This is a genomic window from Amycolatopsis sp. NPDC005232, from assembly GCF_040607795.1.
GTDB lineage: Bacteria > Actinomycetota > Actinomycetes > Mycobacteriales > Pseudonocardiaceae > Amycolatopsis.
Map to the genome: position 1 here is coordinate 1 of NZ_JBEXHL010000019.1, position 24,012 is coordinate 24,012.

At 71.6% G+C, this 24,012-nt stretch carries 21 protein-coding genes and 1 pseudogene; 6 read left to right on the forward strand and 16 right to left on the reverse strand.

Going from position 1 to position 24,012, the window contains the following annotated elements:
• Positions 1 to 91: 91 nt before the first annotated feature.
• From ABZU76_RS31315 to ABZU76_RS31340, 6 genes are read right to left on the reverse strand one after another with little or no spacing between them, the layout of a single operon-like run.
• On the reverse strand, positions 92 to 1,252 hold the full coding sequence (locus ABZU76_RS31315) for a serine hydrolase domain-containing protein (protein ID WP_354875744.1): 1,161 nt from the start codon (positions 1,250 to 1,252) through the stop codon (positions 92 to 94).
• The gene (locus tag ABZU76_RS31320; protein WP_354875746.1) at positions 1,249 to 2,466 is read right to left on the reverse strand and encodes a 2Fe-2S iron-sulfur cluster-binding protein; all 1,218 of its coding nucleotides are present in this window, start codon (positions 2,464 to 2,466) and stop codon (positions 1,249 to 1,251) included. The genes ABZU76_RS31315 and ABZU76_RS31320 overlap by 4 nt, the downstream gene beginning before the upstream one ends.
• Entirely contained in the window at positions 2,463 to 3,305 is an 843-nt protein-coding gene (locus tag ABZU76_RS31325; protein WP_354875748.1) for an FAD binding domain-containing protein, read from the reverse strand. The genes ABZU76_RS31320 and ABZU76_RS31325 overlap by 4 nt, the downstream gene beginning before the upstream one ends.
• 3 nt (positions 3,306 to 3,308) lie before the next feature.
• Positions 3,309 to 4,088, reverse strand: a complete 780-nt coding sequence (locus tag ABZU76_RS31330) for an enoyl-CoA hydratase/isomerase family protein (RefSeq protein ID WP_354875750.1) — start codon at positions 4,086 to 4,088, stop codon at positions 3,309 to 3,311.
• Positions 4,088 to 6,472, reverse strand: coding sequence for a xanthine dehydrogenase family protein molybdopterin-binding subunit (locus ABZU76_RS31335; RefSeq protein WP_354875752.1), 2,385 nt, complete (start codon positions 6,470 to 6,472; stop codon positions 4,088 to 4,090). The genes ABZU76_RS31330 and ABZU76_RS31335 overlap by 1 nt, the downstream gene beginning before the upstream one ends.
• Positions 6,469 to 8,022 carry an AMP-binding protein gene (locus tag ABZU76_RS31340; protein ID WP_354875754.1) on the reverse strand — a complete coding sequence of 518 codons (1,554 nt, stop codon included), beginning with the start codon at positions 8,020 to 8,022 and terminating at the stop codon, positions 6,469 to 6,471. Before ABZU76_RS31340 ends, ABZU76_RS31335 begins: the two co-directional genes overlap by 4 nt.
• A 94-nt stretch (positions 8,023 to 8,116) precedes the next feature.
• Here ABZU76_RS31340 and ABZU76_RS31345 point away from each other — a divergent pair, with 94 nt between their 5' ends.
• The 4 genes and pseudogenes from ABZU76_RS31345 (at position 8,117) to ABZU76_RS31360 (ending at position 11,886) form a co-directional block, all read left to right on the forward strand.
• Positions 8,117 to 8,647 carry a PadR family transcriptional regulator gene (locus tag ABZU76_RS31345; RefSeq protein WP_220241033.1) on the forward strand — a complete coding sequence of 177 codons (531 nt, stop codon included), beginning with the start codon at positions 8,117 to 8,119 and terminating at the stop codon, positions 8,645 to 8,647.
• 55 nt (positions 8,648 to 8,702) lie between these two features.
• A complete protein-coding gene (locus tag ABZU76_RS31350) occupies positions 8,703 to 9,452 on the forward strand; it encodes a flavin reductase family protein (RefSeq protein ID WP_354875756.1) in 750 nt (249 codons plus the stop codon).
• 904 nt (positions 9,453 to 10,356) lie between these two features.
• A pseudogene (locus ABZU76_RS31355) lies at positions 10,357 to 11,439 on the forward strand (AMP-binding protein); the annotation flags it as partial.
• Positions 11,440 to 11,604: 165 nt separating this feature from the next.
• Positions 11,605 to 11,886, forward strand: a complete 282-nt coding sequence (locus tag ABZU76_RS31360) for a hypothetical protein (protein ID WP_354875974.1) — start codon at positions 11,605 to 11,607, stop codon at positions 11,884 to 11,886.
• A 307-nt stretch (positions 11,887 to 12,193) separates the two neighbouring features.
• On the opposite strand, the gene ABZU76_RS31365 is transcribed toward ABZU76_RS31360, so the two are convergent.
• Positions 12,194 to 12,538 carry a DUF2255 family protein gene (locus tag ABZU76_RS31365; protein ID WP_354875758.1) on the reverse strand — a complete coding sequence of 115 codons (345 nt, stop codon included), beginning with the start codon at positions 12,536 to 12,538 and terminating at the stop codon, positions 12,194 to 12,196.
• Positions 12,535 to 13,395, reverse strand: coding sequence for a helix-turn-helix domain-containing protein (locus ABZU76_RS31370; protein WP_354875760.1), 861 nt, complete (start codon positions 13,393 to 13,395; stop codon positions 12,535 to 12,537). Before ABZU76_RS31370 ends, ABZU76_RS31365 begins: the two co-directional genes overlap by 4 nt.
• Before the next feature lie 150 nt (positions 13,396 to 13,545).
• Between ABZU76_RS31370 and ABZU76_RS31375 the strand changes: the two genes are divergently transcribed.
• Positions 13,546 to 14,457 (forward strand): alpha/beta hydrolase, encoded by a 912-nt coding sequence (locus ABZU76_RS31375; RefSeq protein WP_354875762.1) that lies wholly within the window; start codon positions 13,546 to 13,548, stop codon positions 14,455 to 14,457.
• Positions 14,458 to 14,757: 300 nt separating this feature from the next.
• Entirely contained in the window at positions 14,758 to 15,693 is a 936-nt protein-coding gene (locus ABZU76_RS31380; RefSeq protein ID WP_354875764.1) for a LysR substrate-binding domain-containing protein, read from the forward strand.
• Positions 15,694 to 15,696: 3 nt separating this feature from the next.
• Here ABZU76_RS31380 and ABZU76_RS31385 read toward each other — a convergent pair whose 3' ends face one another.
• From ABZU76_RS31385 to ABZU76_RS31420, 8 genes are read right to left on the reverse strand one after another with little or no spacing between them, the layout of a single operon-like run.
• Positions 15,697 to 16,494, reverse strand: a complete 798-nt coding sequence (locus ABZU76_RS31385) for an alpha/beta fold hydrolase (RefSeq protein ID WP_354875766.1) — start codon at positions 16,492 to 16,494, stop codon at positions 15,697 to 15,699.
• A gap of 10 nt (positions 16,495 to 16,504) precedes the next feature.
• Positions 16,505 to 17,713: a cytochrome P450 gene (locus tag ABZU76_RS31390; RefSeq protein WP_354875768.1), complete on the reverse strand. Its 1,209-nt coding sequence runs from the start codon at positions 17,711 to 17,713 to the stop codon at positions 16,505 to 16,507.
• Positions 17,714 to 17,716: 3 nt separating this feature from the next.
• Positions 17,717 to 19,834: an AMP-binding protein gene (locus ABZU76_RS31395; RefSeq protein WP_354875770.1), complete on the reverse strand. Its 2,118-nt coding sequence runs from the start codon at positions 19,832 to 19,834 to the stop codon at positions 17,717 to 17,719.
• 2 nt (positions 19,835 to 19,836) lie between these two features.
• On the reverse strand, positions 19,837 to 20,571 hold the full coding sequence (locus ABZU76_RS31400) for an alpha/beta fold hydrolase (protein WP_354875772.1): 735 nt from the start codon (positions 20,569 to 20,571) through the stop codon (positions 19,837 to 19,839).
• Positions 20,568 to 21,794 (reverse strand): cytochrome P450, encoded by a 1,227-nt coding sequence (locus tag ABZU76_RS31405; protein ID WP_354875774.1) that lies wholly within the window; start codon positions 21,792 to 21,794, stop codon positions 20,568 to 20,570. The genes ABZU76_RS31400 and ABZU76_RS31405 overlap by 4 nt, the downstream gene beginning before the upstream one ends.
• A complete protein-coding gene (locus ABZU76_RS31410) occupies positions 21,791 to 22,681 on the reverse strand; it encodes a cyclopropane-fatty-acyl-phospholipid synthase family protein (protein WP_354875776.1) in 891 nt (296 codons plus the stop codon). The genes ABZU76_RS31405 and ABZU76_RS31410 overlap by 4 nt, the downstream gene beginning before the upstream one ends.
• Positions 22,678 to 22,938: an acyl carrier protein gene (locus ABZU76_RS31415; RefSeq protein ID WP_354875778.1), complete on the reverse strand. Its 261-nt coding sequence runs from the start codon at positions 22,936 to 22,938 to the stop codon at positions 22,678 to 22,680. Before ABZU76_RS31415 ends, ABZU76_RS31410 begins: the two co-directional genes overlap by 4 nt.
• An 11-nt stretch (positions 22,939 to 22,949) precedes the next feature.
• Complete coding sequence (locus tag ABZU76_RS31420; RefSeq protein WP_354875780.1) at positions 22,950 to 23,948, reverse strand: fatty acid desaturase; 999 nt, start codon at positions 23,946 to 23,948, stop codon at positions 22,950 to 22,952.
• Positions 23,949 to 24,012: the final 64 nt, after the last annotated feature.

The window sequence follows — 24,012 nt, forward strand, 5'->3', positions numbered from 1 at the left end:
CCAATCCCAAACCCTACGTCTGGACCAAGACCGCCGACCACATCCTCGACACCCTCGCCGCCTACTGCCAACGAATTAACGACTCAGGACACTAGCGCGTTGCGTACAGCCCCCGCTCGAAGTCCTCGTACAGCTTGACGAACGGCGGCGGCACGAACGGCAGCGACTGGCTGTAGATCGCGCCCGTCACGCGGTTCACCGGGTCGACCCAGAAGAACGAGTTGCACAGCCCGGCCCACGTCCCACTGCCCGCGGCGCGCATCCCCGGTCGTTGCTCGCTGTTGAGCACGAGCCCCAGGCCCCATTTGTGGCCCGGCCCCGCGGCGAAGTCGAACGACGACGTCGGGTCCGCGGTCGGGATGCGCGCCGGGAAGTCCAGGTCGCCGATCTGGTTGGTGAACGCGGCGTCCACAGTGGAGCGTTCCAGCACCTTGGTGCCGTCGAGCGTGCCGCCGCCCAGCAGCATCCGCTGGAACTTGAGGTAGTCGCGCGGCGTGGAGTACAGGCCGTGGCCGCCGGCCCAGTACTCGGGCTGCTCCGGGATGTTGATGTCGGTGGCCAGCCACTTGCCGTCTTCGCCCAGGACGTGCACCGGCGCCAGGTTGCTGCGCTGCGAGCCGGTTGGGGCGAACGACGTCTCGGTCATCCCCAGCGGCCCGGTGATGTGCTCCTTGAAGAACACGTCGAGCGTCACCCCGGCGACGGCCTCGACCACCTGGCCCAGCCAGTCGGTGTTGGTGCCGTACTCGACCTTCGTGCCGGGATCGGCGATCATCGGGGCGCTCAGCACGATCTTCTGGCCCGACAGCACGTTGGGGATGCCGGTGGCCTTCTCCCACTTCACGATGTCGTCGTTCCAGAACCAGTAGCTCAGGCCCGAGGTGTGCGTCATCAGCTGCCGCACGGTCGCCTGCGAGGCCGGCGCCCGCAGCCTCGGCTGGTCACCGTCGAAGCCTTCGAGCACCTTCATCTCGGCGAACTCGGGCCGGTACCGCTCGACCGGCGCGTCGAGGTCGAGCTGCCCTTGGTCGGCCAGCTTCAACGCGGCGGTGGTCGTGACCATCTTGGTCATCGACATGATGCGGAAGTGTGTGTCCGCGGACGCCGGGTCGGAGCTGCCGGCGGCGCGCGGGCCGGCTGCGCCTTCGTAGATGATGCCGTTGTCGTCGGCGGCGATGGCCACGACGTTGGGCACGTCGCCGGCGTCGACGGCGTCGCTCAGGATCTTGTCGATCGGGGCGGTCGAACTCATCGTTGAGTCCCTTTCGGATGTGTGGGTGGGTTGTGCTCGGCCCGGCGCAGGCGCCGGCCCCATTCCCGGGCTTTCGCCGCGAGAGTGGCTGCGAGGAGGGCCAGTGCGCCCGGCGGCTTCCTTGCCGTCGTGCGCACCCCGGACACCGCGGTCTCCTCCACGGCCGCGGCGAACTGCTCGAACATACGCCGGCTGACGTCGCCGGCCAGCGCGCGGCCGAACTGCGCGATCCGGCCGGTCAGGTACACCTGCGCGGTCGCCCGCAGCCGCGTCCCCGCGCCGGTTTCCTTCGCGACGAGCAGGATGACGGCCTGGGTGCGCCCGCCTCCGACGTCCTCGCCCTGGCCGATCACCCGCAGACGGTGCGCCTCCGCGTCGCGTTCGGTGACCTGCGCCAGCCCCGCGAAAGAAAGCCGGATCGGCCCGACGGAGACCCGTGCCCGGCCGCGGTAGCGGTCGTCGCCGAGGTGCTCGGTGATCTCCGCCCCGGGCAGGCACGCGGCGACGAGGTCGATGTCGTCGAGCACGGCCCACGTCTTCTCCGGTGACACGGCGAGCTCCTGCGTAACCTCGACGGTGAAGGTGGGATCCCCTTGCGGCAGTTCGATCTCCTTGACGCCCACCGGTTCGGGCGCGGACTTGGCGCCGGGCTTGGCCGCGGTGTGGCCCATCAGCACGTGGTGACCGCAGTTGCGTGGCTCGGGGATCCCGTCGCGGTGCGCACCGGCCACCTCGGACACCGCGGAGAGGATGTTGCGGTAGCCGGTGCACCGGCACAGCACGCCGGACAGCTCCACGGGGAGCTCCTCTTCGGCGACGTCCGGCTTGTGCGCCAGCAGGTCGTAGGAGCTGAGCAGGAACCCCGGCGTGCAGAAGCCGCACTGCAGCGCGTGGTGCGAGCCGAACGCCTCCTGCAACGGGTGCAGGTCGTCCGGGCGCCCGAGGCCCTCGACTGTCACGATGTCCGCGCCGTCGAGCTGGCAGGCGAACAACAGGCACGCGCGGGCGGCGGAGCCGTCGACCAGCACGGTGCACATCCCGCACACGCCGTGCTCGCAGCCCAGATGCGTGCCGGTGAGGCCGAGGTGGTCGCGCAGCGCGTCGGCGAGCGTCACGCGCGCGGGCAGCGACAGCGACACCTCCGTGCCGTTCACGGTCATCGTCACGTCGACGGGCTCGCCGGCTTCGGCGCGGACCGGCCGCGGCAGCGTCATGCCGTTCCTCCTTCCGCCGCTCGCCGGGCCCGGGCCAGCTCGCGCACGGCCAGGGCCGCCACGAGCCGCTGCCGGTACTCGCGTGAGCCGTGGGTGTCGCCCGCGGTGTCCACGAGGTCGCGGGCCAGGTCGGCCACGTCGTCGTCGCCGAGACCGGTGACGTCGCGCGTGACCGGACGATCGGACACCCCGAACGCGGTGAGCACGGCCTCTGCCGGTTGTCCGTTCGAGACGCGGACGCGCGTGGCCACCCCGGCCAGCGCGAAATCGCCGTGGCGGCGCGCGATCTCGGCGAACCCGAAGCCCTCATCCAGGCGGGCCACGGGGAGGCGCACCGCGGCCAGCACGTCCTCGGAGCCGACCGAGGTGGCCATGGCGCCGTGGAAGAACTCGGCCGCCGCCACGGTGCGCCGGCCGCGCGGACCGGCGATCTCGAGCGAAGCGCCCAGGCAACAGGCCACCGCGGGCAGCTCTGCGGCGGGATCGGCGTGCGCGATGCTGCCGCACACCGTGCCCCGGCTGCGCAGCTCGCGGTGCCCGATCCACGGCAACGCCAGGCGCAGCAGGGGCACGGCCGCGGCGAGCGGGTGCCCTTCCAGCGTCCGTTGGCGCACCAGGGCTCCGATCACGAGCTCGTCGCCGTCGCGGCGCACGAAGTCCAGTTCGGACAGTGCCCCGATGTCGACCACGGTGGACGGACGGGCCAGCCGCATCGCCAGGATCGGCACCAGCGACTGGCCGCCCGCGAGCACCTTGCCCTCGCCGGCGCTGCGCACGAGCTCGGCGACGGCGTCGTCGAGCGTCGCAGGCCGGACGTAGGCGAACGGTGCGGCTTTCACGGCTCAGCGCCCCTGGAACTTCGCGGGCCGCTTCTCGGTGAACGCCGCCACGCCCTCGGCGAAGTCGTGGCTCGCGCGCAGCATCGCGTACGCCTTGCGCTCCAGCTCGATGCCGGTGTAAAGCGGCCCGTCGATGCCCTTGTCGAGCACCTCCTTGGCGGTGCGCGCCGCCAAGGGGGAGTAGTCCAGCAGCGTCTCGACGACCTTGTCCGTCTCCGCGTAGAGCTCGTCGCGGTCGGCCGCGAGCTTGGCCACCAGGCCCCAGTCCAGCGCCTGTTCGCCGGTGATCCGCTCGGCGGTGAGGATGTGGAACTTGGCGCGCGACAGGCCGATCAGCCTCGCGAGCCGCTGCGTGCCGCCGCTGCCGGGGATCATGCCGAGCTTCATCTCGGGCAGCGCGAACCGGCTGCGCGGCGTGGCCAGCCGGATGTCCGTGGACAGCACCAGCTCCAGGCCCACGCCGAAGCAGTAGCCGTCGACGGCCGCGACCACGATCTTCCTGCTGCGCGCGGGCGCGGTGACGTTGTGGCCGAGGTCGGTGAAGCCGACCGGCTCGACCTCCATGAAGCCGGGGATGTCGCCGCCCGAGGAGAAGTGCTCGCCATCGGACTTCAGCACCACCACGCGCACCTCGTCGTCGGCGTCGATCTCGGCGAACAGCTCCGCCATCCGCTGCCGCATCTCCCACGTGATGATCGTGAAGCGGCCGTGGGAGAGCGTCAGCTCGGCGACCTGCCCGTCGTGGGTGCGGCCGAGCCGGATCTCGCCTCCGGTGAGCGCCATCAGGCCTTCCTTTCCAGTAGTTCGTGCACGACGTTGCCGTGCAGGGGCAGGGTCGTGACCTCGACGCCGAGCGCGTCGGTGACCGCGTTGGCGATCGCCACCGGCAGGCTCATGCTCGAGCCCTCGCCGCAGCCCTTCGCGCCGAGCGTGGTGAACGGAGAGGGCGTCTCGAGGTGGTCGCTGATCAGCGGATAGCTGGCTTCCGCGCTGGTGGGGCAGAGGTAGTCCATGAAGGTCGCCGACGTGGGCTGGCCCGAATCGGCGTAGCGGAGCTCTTCGTAGAGCGCGCCGCCGAGGGCGTGTGCGAGCGCCCCGTGCACCTGGCCCTCCAGCAGCTTCGGGTTCAGGATCGTGCCGGCGTCGTGCACTGTGGACACCAGCTCGACCTCCACGGCGAGGCTCACCGGGTCGATCCGCACCGCGACCAGCTCGGCGACGAACCCGTAGCACAGGCTGGAGTTGATCTGGTCCCCTGTGGACGGTGCCTTGGCCTGGGGCGGGTTGAACGCCGCCTCCTCGTACAGCCGCGCCGGCACCCCTTCCGGCAGTGACCCGGGGTCCCAGTGCACCAACCCGGCGGCGTGCCGGAAGGCCACGCGCCGATCGGGTGCATCGCGTTCGCGCACGAACCCGTCGGCCAGCTCCAGCCCGGCGGGGTCCGTGTCGAGCAGCACCCCGGCCGCGGCCCGGATCGTCTCGGCGATCTTGTCGGCCGCGGCGACGAGCGCGCTGGTGAGCAGGGGAGCGAAGCGCGAGGAGTAGCTGCCGGAGGTGATCGTCCACGGCGTGGTGGCCGTGTCCATCTCGACCACCGGCCGCACGGACTCCTGCGGCAGCCCCAGCCGCTGCGCCACGAGCTGGCGCGCGACCGTGGCGTGTCCCTGGCCCTGCGGCACGGTGCCCAGCAGCACCGACACCACGCCCTGCGGGTCGACGCTGATCCGGACGTGCTCGGTGCTGCCCGACTTCCCGCGCCCGCTCGCGCGCTGCTCGGCCGGGGTGGCGAGACCGACGTAGCCGATGTTGGTCGCCGACGGGTCGACGATCGTCGCCATGCCGATGCCGAAGTACTCGCCGGCTTCACGAGCCTGCCGCCGGCGCTCGAGCAGCTTCTCGTAGTCGGCGTTGCGCAGGGCCAGCTCGAACGCCCGCGGGTAGTCGCCCGAGTCGTACACGCCGCCGCTGGGCGTGTGGTACGGGAACGAGCCGGCCTGGATCAGATTGCGCCGCCGGATCTCCGCCGGGTCGAGGTCGAGTTCGCGGGCGACGCGGTCCATGATCCGCTCGAGCCCGAAGTAGAGCTGCTGGCCGCCGAAGCCGCGGTTGAGGCCGGTGGGCGTCTTGTTCGTGACCACCGCCCGGGCCCGGATCGCCACAGCGCCGATGCCGTACGCGCCGGTGATGTTGCCGAAGCAGCGATAGAGCGTGCTGGGCTCGGGCGGGCGCAGGTACGCGCCGACGTTGTCGACGAGGTCGGCGCGCAGGGCCTCGACCTTGCCGTCGGCGTCGACGGCGGCCTCGAACCGCATCCACCGGTCGGAACCCGCCGAGCTCGACAGCAGGTGCTCCACGCGGTCCTCGGTCCAGCGCACCGGCCGGCCGCAGTGCTTGCTGGCCAAGGACATCAGCGCGACGTAGGGGTAGATGCCCGACTTGATGCCGAAGCTGCCGCCGATGTCCGCGGGCACGCGCAGCCGCACTCGCGACGTCGGCAGCCCGAGCCCCGCCGCCAGCACCGGAACCATGGAGAACGGGCCGTGGAAGTTGGCCCACGCGCTGACGCCCGGTCCGTCGGCGTCCTCGAGCCACTCCGCGACGACCGAGTAACACTCCATGGGCGCCGAGGTGTATCGCGGGAACCGGTACTCGCCGGTCACCACGTGCGTGGCGGCGGCGAAGATCTCGTCGACGGGACCGAAGCTGAACGTGCGGTCGGTGGCGACGTTGCTGCCCAGCTCCTCGTGCAGCAGCGGTGCGTCCTCGGCGATCGCGCGCGTGGAGTCGACCACGGGCGGCAGCGGCTCGTAGTCCACTTCGACCAGTTCCGCCGCGTCCTCGGCCGTGTAGCGGTCGGTCGCGACGACGACGGCCACGGGCTCGCCGACAAATCGCACCTTGTCGGTCCCGGTGGGGTAGTAGCGGATCGGTGTCTTGAGCGAGAGGGGGAACGGCTTCAGCGCCGCGAGCACGTCGTCCGGGCCGAGGACCACCGCGACGCCCGGGTGCGCCCGGGCGCGCGACAGCTCGACGGACCGGATGCGCGCGTGCGGGTGCGGGCTGCGCACGACCGCCGCGACCAGCGAGCCGCGCATCGGGTCGAGGTCGTCGAGGAACTTCCCCTTGCCGCACAGCAAGGGAACGTCTTCGATGCGGGCCGCCGTCATGCGTTCTCCTTGCCCGGCACGAGCTGCGCCAGCCGGTGGAAGTGGCCCGCGGTCAGCTCGCGGCGCAGGATCTTGCCGACGGCCGACTTGGGGATGCCGGCCACGGCCAGGTAGCGCTTGGGCCGTTTCAGCGACGGCAGCCCCGAGTGTTCCCGCGCGTAGGACTCCAGCTGTGCCAGCGTTTCCTCGGGGCCGTACTCGGCCGAGGGCACGACGAACGCCGTGACCGCGCTGCCCCAGCGGTCGTCGGGAAGCCCGGCGACCACGATCTCGGCGACGGCCGGGCAGCGCACGAGGGCGTCTTCGATGTCCTCGGGGTAGATGTTCTCGCCGCCGGAGTTGATCATGTCGTCCACGCGGCCCGCGACCCACAGGTCGCCGTCCTCGTCCTCGGTCGCGAGGTCGCCGGTGAAGTACCAGCCGGCGCGCAGCGACTTCGCGTCGGCGTCGGGCCGGTGCCAGTACCCGCTGAACGCCTCCGGGCTCTCGAGCGACACCGCCACCTGGCCCGGTTCGCCCGGTGCCACGAGGTCGTCCGGTGACGCGCCCTCGGCCGGGCTGACCAGGCGGACGCGGGAGAAGACCCCGGCGCGGCCGGCGCAGCCCGGTTTGCGGCGCACGTCGGGCCCGATCGTGAAGGTGTAGATCTCCGTGCTGCCGAAGTGGTTGACGAACACCTCCGGGTGCAGTTCGGCGTCGAGCCGTTCGGCGAGCGCCGGCGTCATCGACGCGCCCGCGTAGGCCAGCCGCCGCACGGACTTCGCTTCGGCCAGCCGTCCTGTGTGGACCAGCGACCAGTACGCGGTGGGCACCAGGTAGAGCGCGCTCACGTCTTCCCCGGTGATGAGCTCCAGCGACTCCTCGGCGTCGAACTTCTCCTGCGGCACCCAGGTGCCCGCCGCGAGGATGCTGGCCAGCAGCGCGCGCATGCCCATGGTGTGGAACATCGGCATCACGCCGAGCGCGACCTCGCCGGGGCGGTGCTGGGTCTGGATCAGGTGCGCCACCGCGGCCGCGTGCTCGGCGGAGTGGCGGCGCGGCACGCCTTTCGGCCGGCCCGTGGTGCCGGATGTGTAGAGCATGACGCTCGTGTCGCCCTCGGCCGGCTGGTGCTTCGGCGCGGGGGAGTCGAGCAGCCGCGCCAGCGGCGTCACCCGCTCGGGTGCGTCAAGTGCCACTCCGGAGTGCGCGCGGGCCGGCAGTTCGGCGATGCCGGCGACCGTGGGGTCGGTGGCGTTGTCGGTGATCAGCAGGGCGGGGGAGCAGTCTCGCAGGCAGTAGGCCACGTCGTCGGCGCTGAACCGCGTGGACAGCGGAACGGAGATCGCCCCGGTCTTCTGCACGGCGAGGTGCAGGCTCGCGAGCGGCTCCCCACCGGCGAGGAGGAGCGCGACGTGGTCGCCCGGGCGCACGCCCAGCCGGGTCAGCGCGCCGGCCAGGCGGTCGGTGCGGTCGTCCCATTGGGCGTAGGTCATCGGATGCCGGCCACCCACGGCCCGGCGATGCGGGTACCGCTCGGCTGTCCAGCGGAAGGATTTCACCAAGTCCATCGGCGCACTCTCACTCCCGGAGATCCGGAGATCGATGGTCCGAATCGAATCGTCTGTTTCGGACCATGGGCGAAATTACGGTAGGGTCGAGGGCATGTCAAGCGGACGGTTGAGCACGACTTCGTACGTCGTGCTGGGGACGATCGGGCTGCGTGGCCCGTCCACGCCGTACGACCTCAAGCGCGCCGTCGGGCACTCGGTGGGGTACTTCTGGTCCTTCCCCCACGCGCAGCTCTACTCGGAGCCGGAGCGGCTGGAGCGCATGGGGCTGCTGGAGGTCGAGACCGAGCAGACCGGGCGCCGGCGCAAGGTCTACAGCCTCACCGACGAAGGCCGCGAAGCCGTCCGGGCGTGGCTCGCCGCGCCCACGCACGAGCATTTCGAGATGCGCGACATCGCCGAGATGAAGCTCTTTTTCAACGAGCTCGGCGACTCCGGCAACATCGTCAACCTGGCGCGCGAGCAGATCAAACAGCACGAAGAACGCATCTCCGTGTACGAGGACATGCAGCGCCGCTTCGGTTCCGAGCCCCAGTACGCGCGCCGCATGATCCCGCTGCGGCTCGGGCTGGAGATGGAACGAGCGGCACTGCGCTTCTGGTCGTCGATCGCCGAGGAGTTCTGAGGCCGCCGATCGCTTCGGCCGGGGCCGAAGCGCCGCGCATCTAGCGTGGGCGCTCGTGAACGATCATGTCGCGATTGCCCCCAGTATCCTGTACTTCGGCACGCCGGTTGCCTTGCTGACCACGGAAAACGCCGACGGCTCCCCGAACATCACGCCGATGTCGTCGGCCTGGGCGCTCGGCGAGGTCGTGGTGCTCGGGCTGGCCCGCAGCGGCCACGGCGCGCGCAACCTCACCTCGCGTCCCGACCTCGTGATCAACCTGCCCGGCCCCGGCCAGTGGGCCGCGGTGGAGCGGCTCGCCCCGCTGACGGGCGCGGACCCGGTGCCCGAGCACAAACGCGACCGGTTCCGGCACGAGCCCGACAAGTTCGCCGCGGCCGGTCTGCGGCCGCAACCGGCCGAGCTGGTCCGGCCGCCGCGCATCGCCGAATGCCCGCTGCAGCTGGAAGCCCGCGCGGCCGCCGTCCGCGAGCGCGCCGGGTTCCTCGTCATCGAGGCCGACGTGCTGCGGGTGCACTGCGCGCCGGAGCTGGTCGTGCCCGGCACCCAGCACGTGGACCCCGCGAAGTGGAGCCCGCTGATCTACAACTTCCGCCACTACTTCGGCCTCGGCGAGCAGCTCGGGCACAGCTTCCGGTCCGAGACGCCCGCCTTCGCTTCAGGCGGCCACGGTCAGGGCCCGGCGCCGGTGCCGGACCAGCCCTGCCGCCTGCGCGCCGACGGCGACCACGACGTACGCGATCAGCCACGGAACGAACCCGGACGGCTGGCGGTTGGTCGTCGCGAGGTCGGCGACCACCGGTAGCGCGTAGAACGCCGGCAGTGCGAAGTAGGGCTCGTTACGGCGGAGGATTCCGTCGACGGAGCGGGAGAGTTCGTCGTCGGCGAGCACCGGCCGCGTCAGCACGCCGATCAGCACCGCCGCCACCACGGCCGCGCCGAGCGTCAGCAGCCCGAGCCACAACAGCGCCCAGACACTGCCGGACGACACGACCATCGTCACCGCCAGGCCCGAGCCTCCGCCGAACGTGACCACGGCGGCCGCGACGTACCACCCGTTCAGTACCTCGTGCCACGAAGGTCGCGGCGCGAGCGTCGGGGCGCCGAGCCAGGCCGCAGTGCGCCGGTCGGCCCACCGCACGGGCAGCCAGAGGGTGAGCTGCAGCCCGGCGAAGAGGCAGAAGGCGGTGCGGCCCTCAGGTAGGTCGTCGTGGTCGATTCCGGGTAGCAGTGACAAGAACTGCATCGCGAACGAGCCGAACGCGATCACCAGCAGGCCGGCGAGCATTCCGGACCACGTCGGCCCGGGTCGCGCACCTGCGCGCACGCCGAGCCGCCGCGCGAGCAACGGCGTGAGCCGGCTCGCCGGGACGTCGTGCTTCTCCAGCCATCGGCCGGCCGCCTTGATCTCGGCGTCGGTCGGATCGGGCATCCGTTCCCCCTCGATTCGAGAGGTATACGTGCGAAGGGCGGATCGCGTTGCCCGGTCGGCCGGAAAACTGTGCCCGGCGGGGCCTCGGGCCGGGTGGGGCGGGGACCGTAGCGTGGTCGTGCTGTTCACCGCCTGCGAGCCGAAGGGGCCGGCCATCACCGACGTGTTCACGCCAGGACCGGGGCGGACGGTGTTCGGCCTCCGGCCGCCACCGTCCGTTGTGGACCGGTTTCGCGCGGAAGGCGTGTGGCGGGACGGAAATCCGCTGCGGGACCTCGTGCGGTGGCGAGACGAGTCTCCGGACGCGGCCACCCTCATCGCGCTGCAGGCGGCGACGGGCGACACGACGCGGTTGACCTATCGCGACTACGCGCGGCGCGTGGAGCGGTATGCCGGGGCGCTGACCGAGCTGGGTGTGGGGCCGGGGCAGGTCGTGGCCGTGCAGCTGCCGAACGTGTGGCAGGTCAACCCGTTGCTGCTGGCTTGTTTCCGGGTCGGCGCGCTGGCGGCGCCCGTGATGCCGACGATCCGGTCGCGCGAGCTGGAGCGTGTGCTCGCCCGGATCGGCGCGGCGGTGTGCGTGACGGCCGGCGTCTGGGACGGCTACGACCACGCGGCGGCTCTGGCGGAGATGGCCCCGCGGCTGCCGAAGCTGCGGCACCGGGTCGTGCTGGGCTCTCGGGTCGCGGCGGACGAGGTCGACTTCACGAAGCACTTCGGACAACCGTGGGAAACGCGGCACGCCGTCGCCCTGGAGGACGCCCGGCCGGATCCCGACCAGGTGTGCCTGGTGCTGTTCACCTCCGGCACCACCGGCCGGCCGAAGGGCGCGCTGCACACGCTCAACACCGAGTACGCCACGGCCGCCGCGCACATCACGGCCGACGACCAGGGACCCGCCGAGCGGTTCTTCACCCCGCACTCCCTCACGCACACCGGCGGCATCTTCCACTGCCTCATGCGCCCGCTGCTCACCGGCGGCTGCGGGGTCGTCGCGGACCGCTGGGAACCCGAGGCCATCGGCGCCTACCTCGAACAGACGGCCGTGACGCAGTTGCTGATCGCGCCGGTGTTCCTGACCCAGCTGCTGCCGTAGGCGCGGCCCGGCCGGCTGCGCACCGTGACGACGCTCGGTACCGCGACTCCCGCCGCGCTCGTCGCCGACGTCGCCCGCGTCCTGGGCGTGCCGCTGCGCACGTGCTGGGGCATGACCGAGTCCGGCGGCACCCTCATGCGCGCCGACGACCCGCCGGACTGGGCGCTGCACAGCATCGGCCGGATCTCCCGGGGCAGCGAACTCGACCTGCGGTCCGACCTGGGGGAAATCACCGCGGAACGGCCGGGCCGGCTCTACGTCCGGGGTGCCACGGTCTGCCTGGCCACCGTCGGGCGGGACACCGGTGAGCTCACCGTGGCGGCCGACCATGACGACGGCTGGTACGACACGGGTGACCTCGCGATCCCCGACGGCTGCGGCGGCATCCGCCTCCTGGGCCGCGACGCCGACCGCATCGGCGGCGTGCTCATGATCCCGGCGGCCGACGTGGAGTCCGCGCTTCTGGAGCACCCGGCGGTCCGCGACGTCGCGCTCGTCGGCTACCCGGACACCTCCGGCGGCGAGCTGCCCGCGGCGGTCGTCGTGGCCGCTGCCGAGCCGCCGACGCTCGCGGGCCTGCGTGACCACCTCGCCACACTCGGCATGACGGAGTGGTACTGGCCCACGCGCCTGGAGCTGGTGCCGGCGCTGCCGCGCACCGCGATGGGCAAGGTGCGCAAGGACGTCCTCGCGCGCAGCCTCACGTGCTGACCGGCCGGCCGCGTCCGTCCACAGTGGAGTAAACACCGGGTCCCGCGTAGCATGTCCCTGCTGCGGATCGGGGAGGTGGGGACGTGAGTGGAGCCATCGGCGCGTCCTCCGTCCGGGACGCGGTGCGGCGGGCGCTGCGGCTTTCGGACCGGCCGTGGGCGGTGTGGCCGGCGGTGCGGACGGTGGTGGCCGTCGCGGTGTGCGCGGCGCTGGGTGCCGCGACGGGGAACCTCGTCGCCCCAGACGCTGCTCGTCGACCGCGTCGACGAGCAGGACTGCTGACACCTGTCGTTGCCGGCCGATCGCGCTACGCCGGGGTGATCCGGAGCGTCGCGGCTCGCGCGGGGGCAGTGGTGACGAGCGAAGCGGCTCCGTACTTGGCGCGGTAAGCCTCGTCGATCTCGGCCGCACCCTCGCCGTCGGCAGCGAACGCGACGGCGCGGCTCAGCGAGGCGACCCGGAGCCGGCCGCGGTGATGGTTCGAGGCGGCCTGGAACCACCGGGAGCCGGGACCGCGGAACGCGCGGACGAACAGCGCGCCGTCGACGAGGACGAAACCGACCTCCACCCAGGCGTCACCGTCGGACCCCGCACTGAGCTCCAGCGACTCCGAAGCCGAAAGCGCAGCCAGTTCCGAAGCGGTCCAGGTCATCGCTCGGCCGCCGAATGTTCGGCGTTCCAGGACAGCAGGATGTCCAGCGCGTCGCGCGACGGGGTGCCGGGCTCGGCGGTGAGGACCATCAGGCGCTGGCCGGAGTCGTCGGGGCTGAGCCAGGTGTCGCAGTCGAGCGTGAGGTCGCCGACGAGCGGGTGCCGGTAGTTTTTGGTGCCGAAGCCCGCGCTGGTGACCCGGTGCTCGGCCCACCACGTGCGGAAGTCGCCGTCCTGAACGGAAAGCTCGCCGACGAGGCGGGCCAGCTCCGGATCCTCGGGATCGGTGGCCGCCTCCATCCGCAGGGCGGACACGGCCACACGAGCGTCGTGCTGCCAGTGCGGGTGCAGGGCGTGGAACGCCGGCTCGGTGAACATGAGGTGCACATAGTTGCGCCGCGCGGGCGCCACCTGGGCGAAGTCGACGTACAGGGCGGTCGCCGCGGTGTTCCACCCCAGGATGTCGAGGCGTTTGCCGAGGACGATCGCGGGGGTCTCGGTGAGCTGGTCGAGCAGGCGCCGGATGGCGGGCCGCGCCCGTTGCACCGTGCGACGGCGGCGCGGGCGGGCGTCGGCCTTGCCGGCGAGGTCGTAGAGGTAGGTCTGCTGGTCGTCGTCGAGCAGCAGGGCGCGTGCGAGCGTGGCGAGGACCGTCGCCGAGGCCTGGACGCGGCCCTGTTCCAGGCGCGTGTAGTACTCGACGCTGATGGTCGCCAGCTGTGCGACCTCGGTGCGGCGCAGCCCCGCGACCTTGCGGCGGGTGCCGGTCTCGGGCAGCCCGACGTCGCGAGGGGTCGGCTGGGCGCGGCGCGCCTTGAGGAAGTCGCCGAGCCGCGCGGAGCCGGACGGGGTGGTCATGGGGTCATTCTGCGCCCGGCCTGCCGCGCGCAAGAGGGCCAGGATCTTGACCACCCGGAAACCCGTCTCTGGTGGCGCCGCGGATACGGCCGGGATCGTGGAGCCAGGCCCCGGCACCCCGCCGGGCACAGATTCCCCAGGGAGCACCCCGTGCCGAAGATCGACGTCACCTTCGACAGCGCCGGCGTCCGGCTCGCCGCCCACCTCTACGTCCCCGCCGAGGCCGACGGCCCGAGCCCGGCCGTGATCGTCGGTCACCCCGGCAGCGGCGTGAAGGAACAGGCCGCAGGTCTCTACGCGGCCCGCCTGGCCGAACGCGGGTTCGTCACGCTGGCGTTCGACGCCGCCTTCCAGGGCGAGAGCGGCGGCGAGCCGCGCGGCCTCGAAGACCCCGCCCAGCGCGTGGAGGACTTCAAGGCCGCCGTGTCGTTCCTGACCACCCGTTCCGAAGTGGACGCCGGCCGCATCGGCGAGCTCGGCATCTGCGCCTCCGGCGGCTACGTGCTGTCGGCCACCGGCAGCGACCGCCGGGTGAGGGCCGTCGCGACCGTCAGCGGAGCCGACATCGCCCGCCAGTTCCGCCTGGGCGCCGACGGCGCGCAGGACCCGGCCGTGTTCGAAGGCATGCTGGACGCCGCCGCCCACGCCCGCAACGTGGCGGCCGCAGGCGAGAAGCCCGCGCCGCTCACGCTGTTTCCCGAGACGGTCGAACAGGCCCGCGCCCTCGGCGGGGAGCACGGCGCGGAGGGCTTCGAGTACTACCGCACCGCGCGCGGACACCACCCGCGCTCGGCCGAGTTCTTCGACTGGACGAGCGTCGACAAGTTCGCCACGTTCGACGCCTTCGCCGCCGTGCCGCTGATCGGCCCTCGCCCGCTGCTGATGATCGTCGGTACGCGCGCGATCACCGCGTGGATGAGTGTCGAGGCGTTCCAGAAGGCCACGGGTCCCAAGGAACTGCACCACGTCGAAGGCGCGAGCCACGTCGACCTCTACGACAAGGAGCGCTACGTGGGTCCGGCGGTGGACAAACTGGCGGGCTTCTTCACCGAGAGCCTCTGAGCTATGCGTCCACAGTGGACTTCGGTGTTGGCGTGAGGTCAACTACCGCCAAGTCAAGAGGATCACCCACACGTTCCACTGTGGACGGTAAAATCGACCGTGCCCGACGTCGGCGACTGCGAATAAATTCCATGTTTCGGTCACGATAACGCGTTCCGGGGAGAATTCGCCCGGCGCGCGGGGTGCGCCCGCCCGTGGCACCAGCATCTAATCCGGGTGCCTTGCGGCCAGCAACGGAGGTTCACCGCCCGTTCTCACGAGTGGACGACGCTGGCGACCACAACCGTGCGGAGGCTGGAAATGGAGTTCAGACATCTGGAGGGCTTTCTCGCAGTCGCCGAGGAGTTGCACTTCGGGCGGGCTGCGGCGCGGTTGCACCGGACGCAACCGTCGTTGAGTCAGCAGCTGCAGCGGCTCGAGCGGACGCTGGAGGTCCAGCTCGTGGACCGGACGTCGCACGAGGTGCGGCTGACCTCGGCCGGGCGGACGTTCGAGGTGGACGCCCGCGCGATCATGGCGCAGGCGCAGAAGGCGGCGGACTCGGCCCGCGAGGCCGCCGCGGGGCGGACGGGAACGGTCCGCGTCGGCTACAACTTCCCGGCCGGGCAGCACATCCTGCCCGCGACGATGGCGATGATGCACACGCAGCACCCGCAGCTGTCGGTCAAGCTCGAGGAGCAGCGCACCGGGGCGCAGCTCGCCGCACTGGCGGAGGGGGAGCTCGACGTCGCGCTCGTCTACGGGCACCCCGTCACCAGCGATTTCCGCCACCGGCTCCTGATGAGCCTGCCGATGATCGCCATCGTCGGGCAGGGGCACCGCTGGGCCGGCCGGCCGGGCGTGCCGTTCGCCGAGCTCGCCCGGCAGGCGTGCATCCTGTTCTCCCGCGAGAAGTGCCCGGCGATGTACGACGCGATCATGACCGCGGCCGAGCGCGCGAGCGTGCGGCTCAGTGTCGCGCACGTGGTCGACGACCCCGTGGCGACGGGCATCCTCGTCTCGGTCAAACCGCTGGTCGGCTTCGCGTCGGTGTCGCGCGGCATCTTCGGCATCGGGACCGCCGGCGGCGTGCGCCCGACGTGGGTCCAGCTCTACGACCCGGTCCCGATGATCGACCTCTACGCCGTCTGGCGCGAAGGCGACGGGCCGCACGGCCCGCGCACGGCGTTCCTCGACTGCCTGGAGGCTGCCGGGCCGTTCCACGCGCCCGCGCGGGCGGAGGCGCGCATCGCGTGAGCCTCAGACGAGGAACTTCTCCAGCAGGCCGGTGATCACGGCGGGCTGCTCCAGGCTGCTGGTGTGGCCGCAGCCGGGCACGAGGTGCAGCTCGGCGCCGGGGATGTGAGCGGCCAGGTACTCGGACTCGGCCGGCGGCGTGGCGACGTCGTCGGCACCGACCACCACGAGCGTGGGCGCGGTGATCGCGGGCAGCTCGGCGGCCACCGGGGCGCGCTCGCTCACACCGAGCACGGCCTGGCGCAGACCACCCCGCCCGACCCCCGAGACCTGGCGGACCCACTCGTCGACGGTGGGGCGCGCGGCCGGGTCCGCGAGGAAGGCCGGGCCGAACAGCAGCGGCTTCACCCGACCGAGGACGGCCTTGATGCCCACCAGCTGCTGCATGCGGGCGAGGAGCTTGTTCCGGCGCGTCTTCGCCGGCTCCTCGCCCGCCGCGCTGGTGTCGAGCAGCACCAGCGAACACACGAGCTCGGGGTGCCGCGCGGCCAGGCGCAACCCGACGAACCCACCCATCGACAGCCCGACCCAGTGGACCGGCCCGACGCCGAGCCTGCGGATGAGGGCGACGGCGTCGGCGGTCAGCGAGTCCATGTCGTAGCCGCCTCGCGAGGCCGGACTGGCGCCCTGACCCCGCCAATCGATCGTGACGCAGCGGTAGCGCTCACGCAGGGCCGCGATCTGCGGGTGGAACATCCAGCCGCTGAACAGCAGGCCATGGCCGAACACGATCGCCGGCGCGTCCGGCGTTCCGGTGTCGGTGTAGGCGATCGTCGCGCCGTCGCGTTCGAAGGTGGGCATCGCTTCTCTCCTAGCGCACGGTCACCGGCAGCGTGGCCGGGCCGCGGACGTTGATCCGGCCGTTCCACGTCACACCTTCGAGCTTCGGCTGGGCGAAACGCCGCGAAAACCTCGTGAACGCGACGCGGGCTTCCAGCCGAGCCAGCGCCGCGCCGAGGCAGTGGTGCACACCCGCCCCGAAGGACACGTTCTGGTGCGCGCCTTCGCGGTCGATCCGCAGCGCGTCGGCGTCGGCGCCCCAGAACTCCGGGTCGCGGTTGGCCGCGGCCAGACACGCGACGACCCAGCTGCCGGCCGGGATCACCGAGCCGCGCACCGCCACCGGCTCCACCGTGATGCGCCGCATCAGGTGCACCGGCGTGTCGTAGCGCAGCAGCTCCTCGACGGCATTGCCCGCGAGCTCCGGGTTACGCCGCAGCAGCGCGTATTGCCCGGGGTGGCGCAGCAGCGCGAGGAGCCCGCCCGCGATGAGGTTCACGGTGGTCTCGTGGCCCGCGACGTAGAGGAACGCGACCTGCGCGACCAGCTCCTCCTCGCTGAGGACGTCACCGTTGTCCTCCGCGGAGAGCAACGCCGTGAACAAGTCGTCGTCGGGGCGGGCGCGCTTCCAGCCGACGAGGTCGGCGATCATCGCCGTCAGCTCGCTGCTCGCCTCGCGCGTGCGCGCCTGCAGATCGGGGCTGGGCAGCGGTTCGAGGCCCAGCGCCAGCGTGCCGGTGAGTTCGCGCAGCCGGTCGTGCTCGACGGCGGGGATGCCGAGCAGCTCCGAGATCACCGTGAACGGCAGCGGGAACGCGAACTCCGCGACCACGTCGGCGCGACCGGCCGCGGCCATCCGCTCCAGCGCGTCGTCGACCAGCTCCGTGATCCGCGGTTCGAGCGCTTCGACGGCCCGGCGGGTGAACACGCTCGTGACCAGCTTGCGCAGTCGCGTGTGGTCCGGCGGGTCGCGGTCGAGCAGCGAGAGGCCGCCCATCATGCGGTTGGCCTTGCCGAGCTTGTCCGAATCGCGCTTCCACGCCGGTAGCGTCGTCAGGTTCTGCTCGTCGACGGAGTGACCGCGCTGCACGCGGGCGACGTCGTCGTAGCGCGAGAGCAGCCAGAAGCCCAGCGGGTGCTCGTGCGCGGGCGCGGCGGCGCGCAGCTCGGCGTAGTGCGGGTAGGGGTCGTCGGCGAAACCATCGGCGAACAGGTCGAAGATGTACGCGCTGCCGGTCACGGCTCAGCCCTGCGGGAGCGGGACGTTGCGCATGGTCACCAGTGCCGTGGCGCAGAGCGTTTCGTTGTCGCCGGCGCACGCGAACAGGTCAGCCGCGGCGACGGTCATCGTGCGGCCCGCCTTGACGACCCGGCCGCGCGCGATCACCTTCTCGCCCTTGGCCGGGGCCACGAGCTTCACGGTGTAGTCCACCGTCATGTTCACCCAGCCGGCCGGCAGGAGCGTGCCCGCGGCCGAGCCGGCGGCGAAGTCGGCGAGCGAGCCGAGCACGCCGCCCTGGAAGAACCCGTTGTGCTGGGAGAGCTCCACGCGGAACGGCTGCACGATCTCGACCTCGCCCGGCTCGATCCGGCCGAAGGTGAAGCCCAGGTGCTTCGCGGCGGGCATGCTCAGCACCACGGTGGTGACGGCCTGCGCGAAGTCGGGGTTGGGTTCGGTCATTCCTTTGTCCTCTCGCCTCTCCTGCGGCCACCGGGCGAAACCCTCGGTGAGATAACGGTTCCGGGCCGCTGCGCGCATCATCTTGCCGCTGCTGGTCTTCTGCAGCTCGCCGTGGCGGGCGAGCACGAGCGCGCCGATCGTCAGATCGTGCTCCCGCAGCACGGCGGCGCGGATCGCGCCCGTGACCTCGGCCGGGTCGGCGTCGTGACGGTCGTCGCGGTTGATCTCGGCGACGATCACCAGCTTTTCGTGCTCGCCGTCGGGCACGGTGAACGCGGCGACCGCCCCGGGCCGCAGCGCCGGGTGCGCCCGCTCGACGCTGTGCTCCAGGTCGTGGGGGTAGTGGTTGCGGCCGCGGATGATGATGAGGTCCTTGATGCGGCCCACCACGTACAGCTCGTCGCCGGCCAGCGCGCCGAGGTCGCCGGTGCGCAGAAAACGCGCGTCACCGTGCGCGCGGAAGGTCTCGTTCGTCGCTTCGGGGCGCTTCCAGTAGCCCTGGGTCACGTGGTCGCCGGCCACCCAGATCTCGCCGACTTCCCCGGAAGCGCGCGGTTCGAGAGTCTCCGGGTCGACGATCCGCACGTCGCCGCCCGGCAGGACGGTGCCGGACCCGGCGAGCTCGCGGCCGACGGCCCGCGGGGTGAGCCGGCCGTGCGCGAGCTCGTCGACGTCGGCGGCCAGGGTGAGCGGGCCCCGGCCCTTGCGGCTGCCGGTGACGATCAGCGTCGCCTCGGCCAGGCCGTAACACGGGTAGAACGCGGATTCGCGGAACCCGGCGGAGGCGAAGGTCTCGGAGAAGCGGCGCAGGGTCGCTGGCCGGATGGGCTCGGCGCCGTTGAAGGCGATCCGCCAGGACGAGAGGTCGAGGTCGTCGGGCACCCCGGCGCGGGCAGCCTGGGCGACACACGCGTCGTAGGCGAAGTTCGGGCCGCCGCTGGTGTGGGCGCGGTAGCGCGAGATCGTCGAGAGCCACAGTGCCGGGCGCCGGATGAACGCGCCGGGAGACATGAGGATGCTCGTCGCGCCGACGTAGAGCGGCTGCAGCACGTTGCCGATCAGGCCCTGGTCGTGGAAGAACGGGGCCCAGCCGACCACGGTGGACTGCGAGTCGTGGCCGAAGCCGTGGCGGATCATCGCCTGGTTGGCCACGAGGTTGCCGTGCGAGACCATCACGCCCTTGGGTTTCGAGGTCGAGCCCGAGGTGTACTGCAGGAACGCGAGGGTGTCCGGAGTGACGTCGACCGGTGTGAAGGCGGCGTCCGGCAATTCGTCCACGGCGATCCAGGCGAGTTCGCCGCAGATGTCGTCCACAGTCGACTTCAACTCGGCCGTTCCCGCGAGCGTCAGCGCGGCGGCCGGCTCGCAGTCCCGCACGATGCTGCGCGTGGCCTCCTGCACGCGGTTGCGCCTCGGCGGATTGACCGGCACGGCGACGACACCCGCGTACAGGCACCCGAAGTAGGCGACGATGAAGTCGAGGCACTGCGGGAACAGCAGCAGCGCCCGATCGCCGGGCGCGCAGTGCCGGGACAGCTCGGCCGCGACGGCGAGCGCCTTCGCGTGCAGCGCGGCGTACGTCAGCTCCGCGGTTTCGTCGCCGTCCTCGTTGACGAAGACGTAGGCCCGCTGGTCCGGCTGCGTTTCCGCACGGCCGGTGAGGATTTCGGGAAGCACCACGCTCACTCCAGGGCCTCGGTGATCCGCGCCGCGATCTCGGCGCGGTGCTGCTGGTGGAAGAAGTGACCGCCGGAGAACGCATGGGTCGCGAACGGCCCGCTGGTCACGACGCGCCAGGCCGTGACCTGGTCGGCGTCGACGATCGGGTCCTCGGTGCCGGCGAACACGGTGATCGGGCAGCTCAGCCGCGGCTGCGGTTCGTGGCGGTAGTCCTCCGACAGCGCGAGATCGGCCTTGATGAGCGGGAACGCGTAGCGGCGGAAAGCCGGGCTGGCCTGCGTCGCCGTGGCCATGCCCAGCTCGGTCAGGGCGCGGGCGAACTCGTCATCGGGCAGGAGGTGGATCGGCGCTTTGCGCGCGGCCAGGTGCGGCGCGCGGCGGCCGGAGACGAACAGGTGCACCGGCGCCTGGCCGGTGGTTTGGAGCGCTCGGGCGAGCTCGAACGCGAGCAGCGCGCCCATGCTGTGCCCGTACAGCGCGAGCGGACCTTCACCCAAGGCCTGGACCTGCGGGAGCAGCCCGGCGACGGCGTCGGCCAGCCGGCGCAGCGGTGGCTGCGCGGCCGCGTCTTCCCGGCCCGGCAGCTGCACCCGCACCGGCGCGATCCCCAGCGGGAACAGCTCCGGCCAGCGGGTGAACGACGCGGCTCCGGCGCCGGCGTGCGGCAGACAGACCAGGCGGGTGTCCGCGGGCGTGCCCGTCCACCGCAGCCACGGGAGGCTCGCGACGCCGGTCATCGGGTACCGCCGAACGAGACAGGCAGGTTCCGCGGTCCCCGGACGATGAAGCTGTGGTCCTGGTACTCGACTTCGTCGGATTCGGGCTCGAGCCGGTCGAAGCGCCGGATCAGCTGCTGGAACGCGACCTCGGCCTGCTGCTCGGCGAGCAGGCCGCCGAGGCAGCCGTGCATGCCGTGGCCGAACGCGAGGTGCGCCTTCGCGGACCGGGTGACGTCGAACTCTTCCGGCCGCTCGAACACCTCGGGGTCGCGGTTGGCCGCACCGAGGCACAGCAGCACCTGGTCGCCTTCGCGGATGACCGCGTCACCGAGCTCGACCTCGTGCGTGGCGAGGCGCTTGGTGAGCTGGAGCGGACAGTCGTAGCGCAGCATCTCCTGCACCGCACCGGGCACCAGCTCGGGCCGGCGACGCAGGAACGCGATCTGGTCCGGGTGCCGCAGCAGCGCGAGCAACCCGTTGCCGATCAACGACTTCGTGGTCTCGTTGCCGGCGACGAAGCACATCATGCAGACGAAGATCAGCTCCTCGTCGGCCAGCCGGTCGCCGCCGCCGGTCCGGGCGGCCAGCAGGCGGCTGACGAGATCGTCACCCGGGTGGGCGCGCCGCTGGGCGAGTACTTCTTCCAGCGCTGCCACGAACTTCTCGACGACCTCGCACACGTGCGTGAAGTCGTCGCCGCGCATGAGCCCGGGTTCGAGCAGGAACCGGATGTCGTGGGTCCACTGCCCGACGTGCTCGCGCAACCCTTCGGGCAGGGCCAGCCACTCCGACAGGACTGCGACCGGCAGCGGCGCCGCGAACTCGGCGATCGCGTCCGCACGGCCCGCCGCGCCGACCCGATCGAGCAGCTCACCGGTCACCTTCTCGACGAGCGGCCGCAGCGTCGCGACCGCCTGCGCGGTGAACACGCGGTTCACCAGGCCCCGCAGCCGCGCGTGGTCGGGGTTGTCGGTGAACACCAGTGATTTCCGGCCCAGCCGCTCGATCCGCGCGACGTCGAGCCCGGACACCCGCTCGGCCTGCTTGGTCACGAGCTGGGGGATGAGGCCGGCGCTGAACGTGCGGTCGCGCAGCACGCGTTGCACGTCCTCGTGGCGCGTCACCACCCACATGCCGAGTGTCTTGTGCACGGGCCGGGTTTCGCGCAGCTGCCGGTACTGCGGGTACGGGTCGGCGCGGAACGCCGCGCCGAGCGGGTTGAACCGGACCGCCGTGCTCATCGCGTGAAGTGCCCGTTCGCATACGGCACCAGCACGAGCCGGAGCAGGCCGATCTTGCCCATCCGGAAGCCGAGTGCCGACAGCTTGAGGTAACGCTCGTACCGCGCGACGACCTCGGACCCGACCAGCGCGACGGCTACCTCGCGCCGGGCGCGCAGCCGCCGGGCCCACTGCTCGCACGTCCACGCGTAGTCGAGTCGCGCGTTGTGCATCGACCGGACCTCGAACAGGCCGTCGGCCGCGGCGGTGATCTCCGCGAGCGTGGGCAGGTCTGCGTCCGGGAAGATCTCCTGCTGCATGAAGCTGCTCGCGTCGTCGCGGGACATGTTGGCGTACGCGATGGTCTGCAGCGACAGCGCGCCGGCGGGCGTGAGCCACTCGCGGCAGCGGGTGAAGAAGTGGCGGTAGACGCCGATCTTCTCCTCGGGCGAGTCGTCCGGCCGGGCGAAGTGCTCGAAGGCGCCGATGGAGACGATCCCGTCGAACCGGGTGTCCGGCTCGTAGTCGGTCCAGCTCTCCAGCAGCACCTCGACGCCGGGGTAGTCCTCCGCCGCGACGTACGCGGCCTGCCGTTCGCTGAGGGTGAGGCCGACGGCGCGCTGAACCCGGTGCGTGCCGGTGAGCCGCCGCAGCAACGCTCCCCAGCCGCAGCCGATGTCCAGCACGGCTTCGGCGTCCGTCGCGTCGATCGCGTCCAGGTGGTACTGGAGCTTGCGTTCCTGGGCGGCTTCGAGCGTGTCGCCCGCGGTTTCCCGCAGGGCGCACGAGTAGGTGAGCGAGCTGTCCAGCCAGAGGCGGAAGAACTCGTCGCCGACGTCGTAGTGGTGGCGGATCGCGCCGGCTGCCAGCTCCGTGACCGGGAGTGTCCCCGTCGTCTCGAGAGTCATGGTGCCACGCGCTGGCGCAGCTGCTCGTGCAGGTACACCGCCACCGCGCGCAGGGTCGGGTTGTCGAACAGTGTCTCGGGCGCCACGTCGACGTCGTAGTGCTCCTCGACCTCTGTCAGCAGCGCGACGGCGATGGCGGAGTCGATGCCGAGGTGGTCGAAGTCCGCCTCGGGGTCCACGGCGTCGACCTCGATGTCGAGCAGGTTGGCCACGTACCGCCGGCAGAACCGGAGGATCGCTTCTTCGCTGGTGTCCACTTCGGTCGTCCTCACGCTCGGGTCGCGGTGGCGGGGGTGTTCGAGGGCAGCCGCTTGGCGGCGCGCCGCTCGGAGGTGGGGACCTCGACTTCGGAGACCAGTCCGCAGGCGGCCAGCAGCCGGATCAGCCAAAACCCCGGGTCGAGGCGATACCAGTCCAGGCCGAACGACGGCGAGTCCGGGAACGCGTGGTGGTTGTTGTGCCACGCCTCGCCGAGGGTGATCAGGGCGAAGATCCCGCCGTTACGGCTGTTCTCCCGCGAGTCGTACGGGCGGGTGCCGAACATGTGGAGGAACGAGTTGATCGCCCAGACGATGTGCTCCAGCAGGAAGATCCGCACGAGCCCGCCCCACAGCAGGCCGCTCACCGCGCCGGTCCAGCTCATCGTGACGAGACCGTCGACCAGCGCGGGGATCAGCAGCCCCAGCACGACCCAGGAGTAGTACAGGCGCGCGACCCGCACCAGTGGCTGGTTCTTCAGCAGGTCCGGTGCGTAGTGGACGATGTTCGGATACTCGTGGCGGCGCATCCACAGGAAGTGCGAGTGGGCGAGACCCTTGAGCCGGCCCTTGAACCCGGTGCCGGAAAGGTTGGGGGAGTGCGGATCGCCTTCGCGGTCGCTGCACTCGTGGTGGCGGCGGTGCAGCGCGACCCACGAGATCACCGAGCCCTGCCCGGCCATCGAACCGAGCACGGCGAGCACGACGGTCACGGACGTCGTGGCCTTGAAGGTGCGGTGGGTGAACAGCCGGTGATATCCGACCGTCACCGCGAGACCGGTCAGCAACCACATCACGAACAGGAGGACGATGTCGGTGAGCCGGATCGCGTGGACCGCGAGAAACGCGAGCGCGCCGGCGGTGCCGACGATCGGGAGGATGTCGAAAAGCAGAAAGTGGCGGCGCTGCAGTCGGTGCAGGTACGGGCTGCTCAGCACTTTCCGGCGGGGCCTGTTGCCGCTGCCGGACTCGGCGGACTCCGAGGAGGGAGTGACTTCTTCTGCGGACACGGGCCGAGGTAATCACGACTGGCGGGGGCACAACCCGGTGAGACGGGACCGCATTCGGCCGATT

Bases quoted from the DNA above. Each gene is read 5' to 3' on its own strand.
- ABZU76_RS31315 (WP_354875744.1), bottom strand. From the start codon at position 1,252: ATGAGTTCGACCGCCCCGATCGACAAGATCCTGAGCGACGCCGTCGAC.
- ABZU76_RS31320 (WP_354875746.1), bottom strand. From the start codon at position 2,466: ATGACGCTGCCGCGGCCGGTCCGCGCCGAAGCCGGCGAGCCCGTCGAC.
- ABZU76_RS31330 (WP_354875750.1), bottom strand. From the start codon at position 4,088: ATGGCGCTCACCGGAGGCGAGATCCGGCTCGGCCGCACCCACGACGGG.
- ABZU76_RS31335 (WP_354875752.1), bottom strand. From the start codon at position 6,472: ATGACGGCGGCCCGCATCGAAGACGTTCCCTTGCTGTGCGGCAAGGGG.
- ABZU76_RS31340 (WP_354875754.1), bottom strand. From the start codon at position 8,022: ATGGACTTGGTGAAATCCTTCCGCTGGACAGCCGAGCGGTACCCGCAT.
- ABZU76_RS31345 (WP_220241033.1), top strand. From the start codon at position 8,117: ATGTCAAGCGGACGGTTGAGCACGACTTCGTACGTCGTGCTGGGGACG.
- ABZU76_RS31360 (WP_354875974.1), top strand. From the start codon at position 11,605: ATGATCCCGGCGGCCGACGTGGAGTCCGCGCTTCTGGAGCACCCGGCG.
- ABZU76_RS31365 (WP_354875758.1), bottom strand. From the start codon at position 12,538: ATGACCTGGACCGCTTCGGAACTGGCTGCGCTTTCGGCTTCGGAGTCG.
- ABZU76_RS31370 (WP_354875760.1), bottom strand. From the start codon at position 13,395: ATGACCACCCCGTCCGGCTCCGCGCGGCTCGGCGACTTCCTCAAGGCG.
- ABZU76_RS31380 (WP_354875764.1), top strand. From the start codon at position 14,758: ATGGAGTTCAGACATCTGGAGGGCTTTCTCGCAGTCGCCGAGGAGTTG.
- ABZU76_RS31385 (WP_354875766.1), bottom strand. From the start codon at position 16,494: ATGCCCACCTTCGAACGCGACGGCGCGACGATCGCCTACACCGACACC.
- ABZU76_RS31400 (WP_354875772.1), bottom strand. From the start codon at position 20,571: ATGACCGGCGTCGCGAGCCTCCCGTGGCTGCGGTGGACGGGCACGCCC.
- ABZU76_RS31405 (WP_354875774.1), bottom strand. From the start codon at position 21,794: ATGAGCACGGCGGTCCGGTTCAACCCGCTCGGCGCGGCGTTCCGCGCC.
- ABZU76_RS31410 (WP_354875776.1), bottom strand. From the start codon at position 22,681: ATGACTCTCGAGACGACGGGGACACTCCCGGTCACGGAGCTGGCAGCC.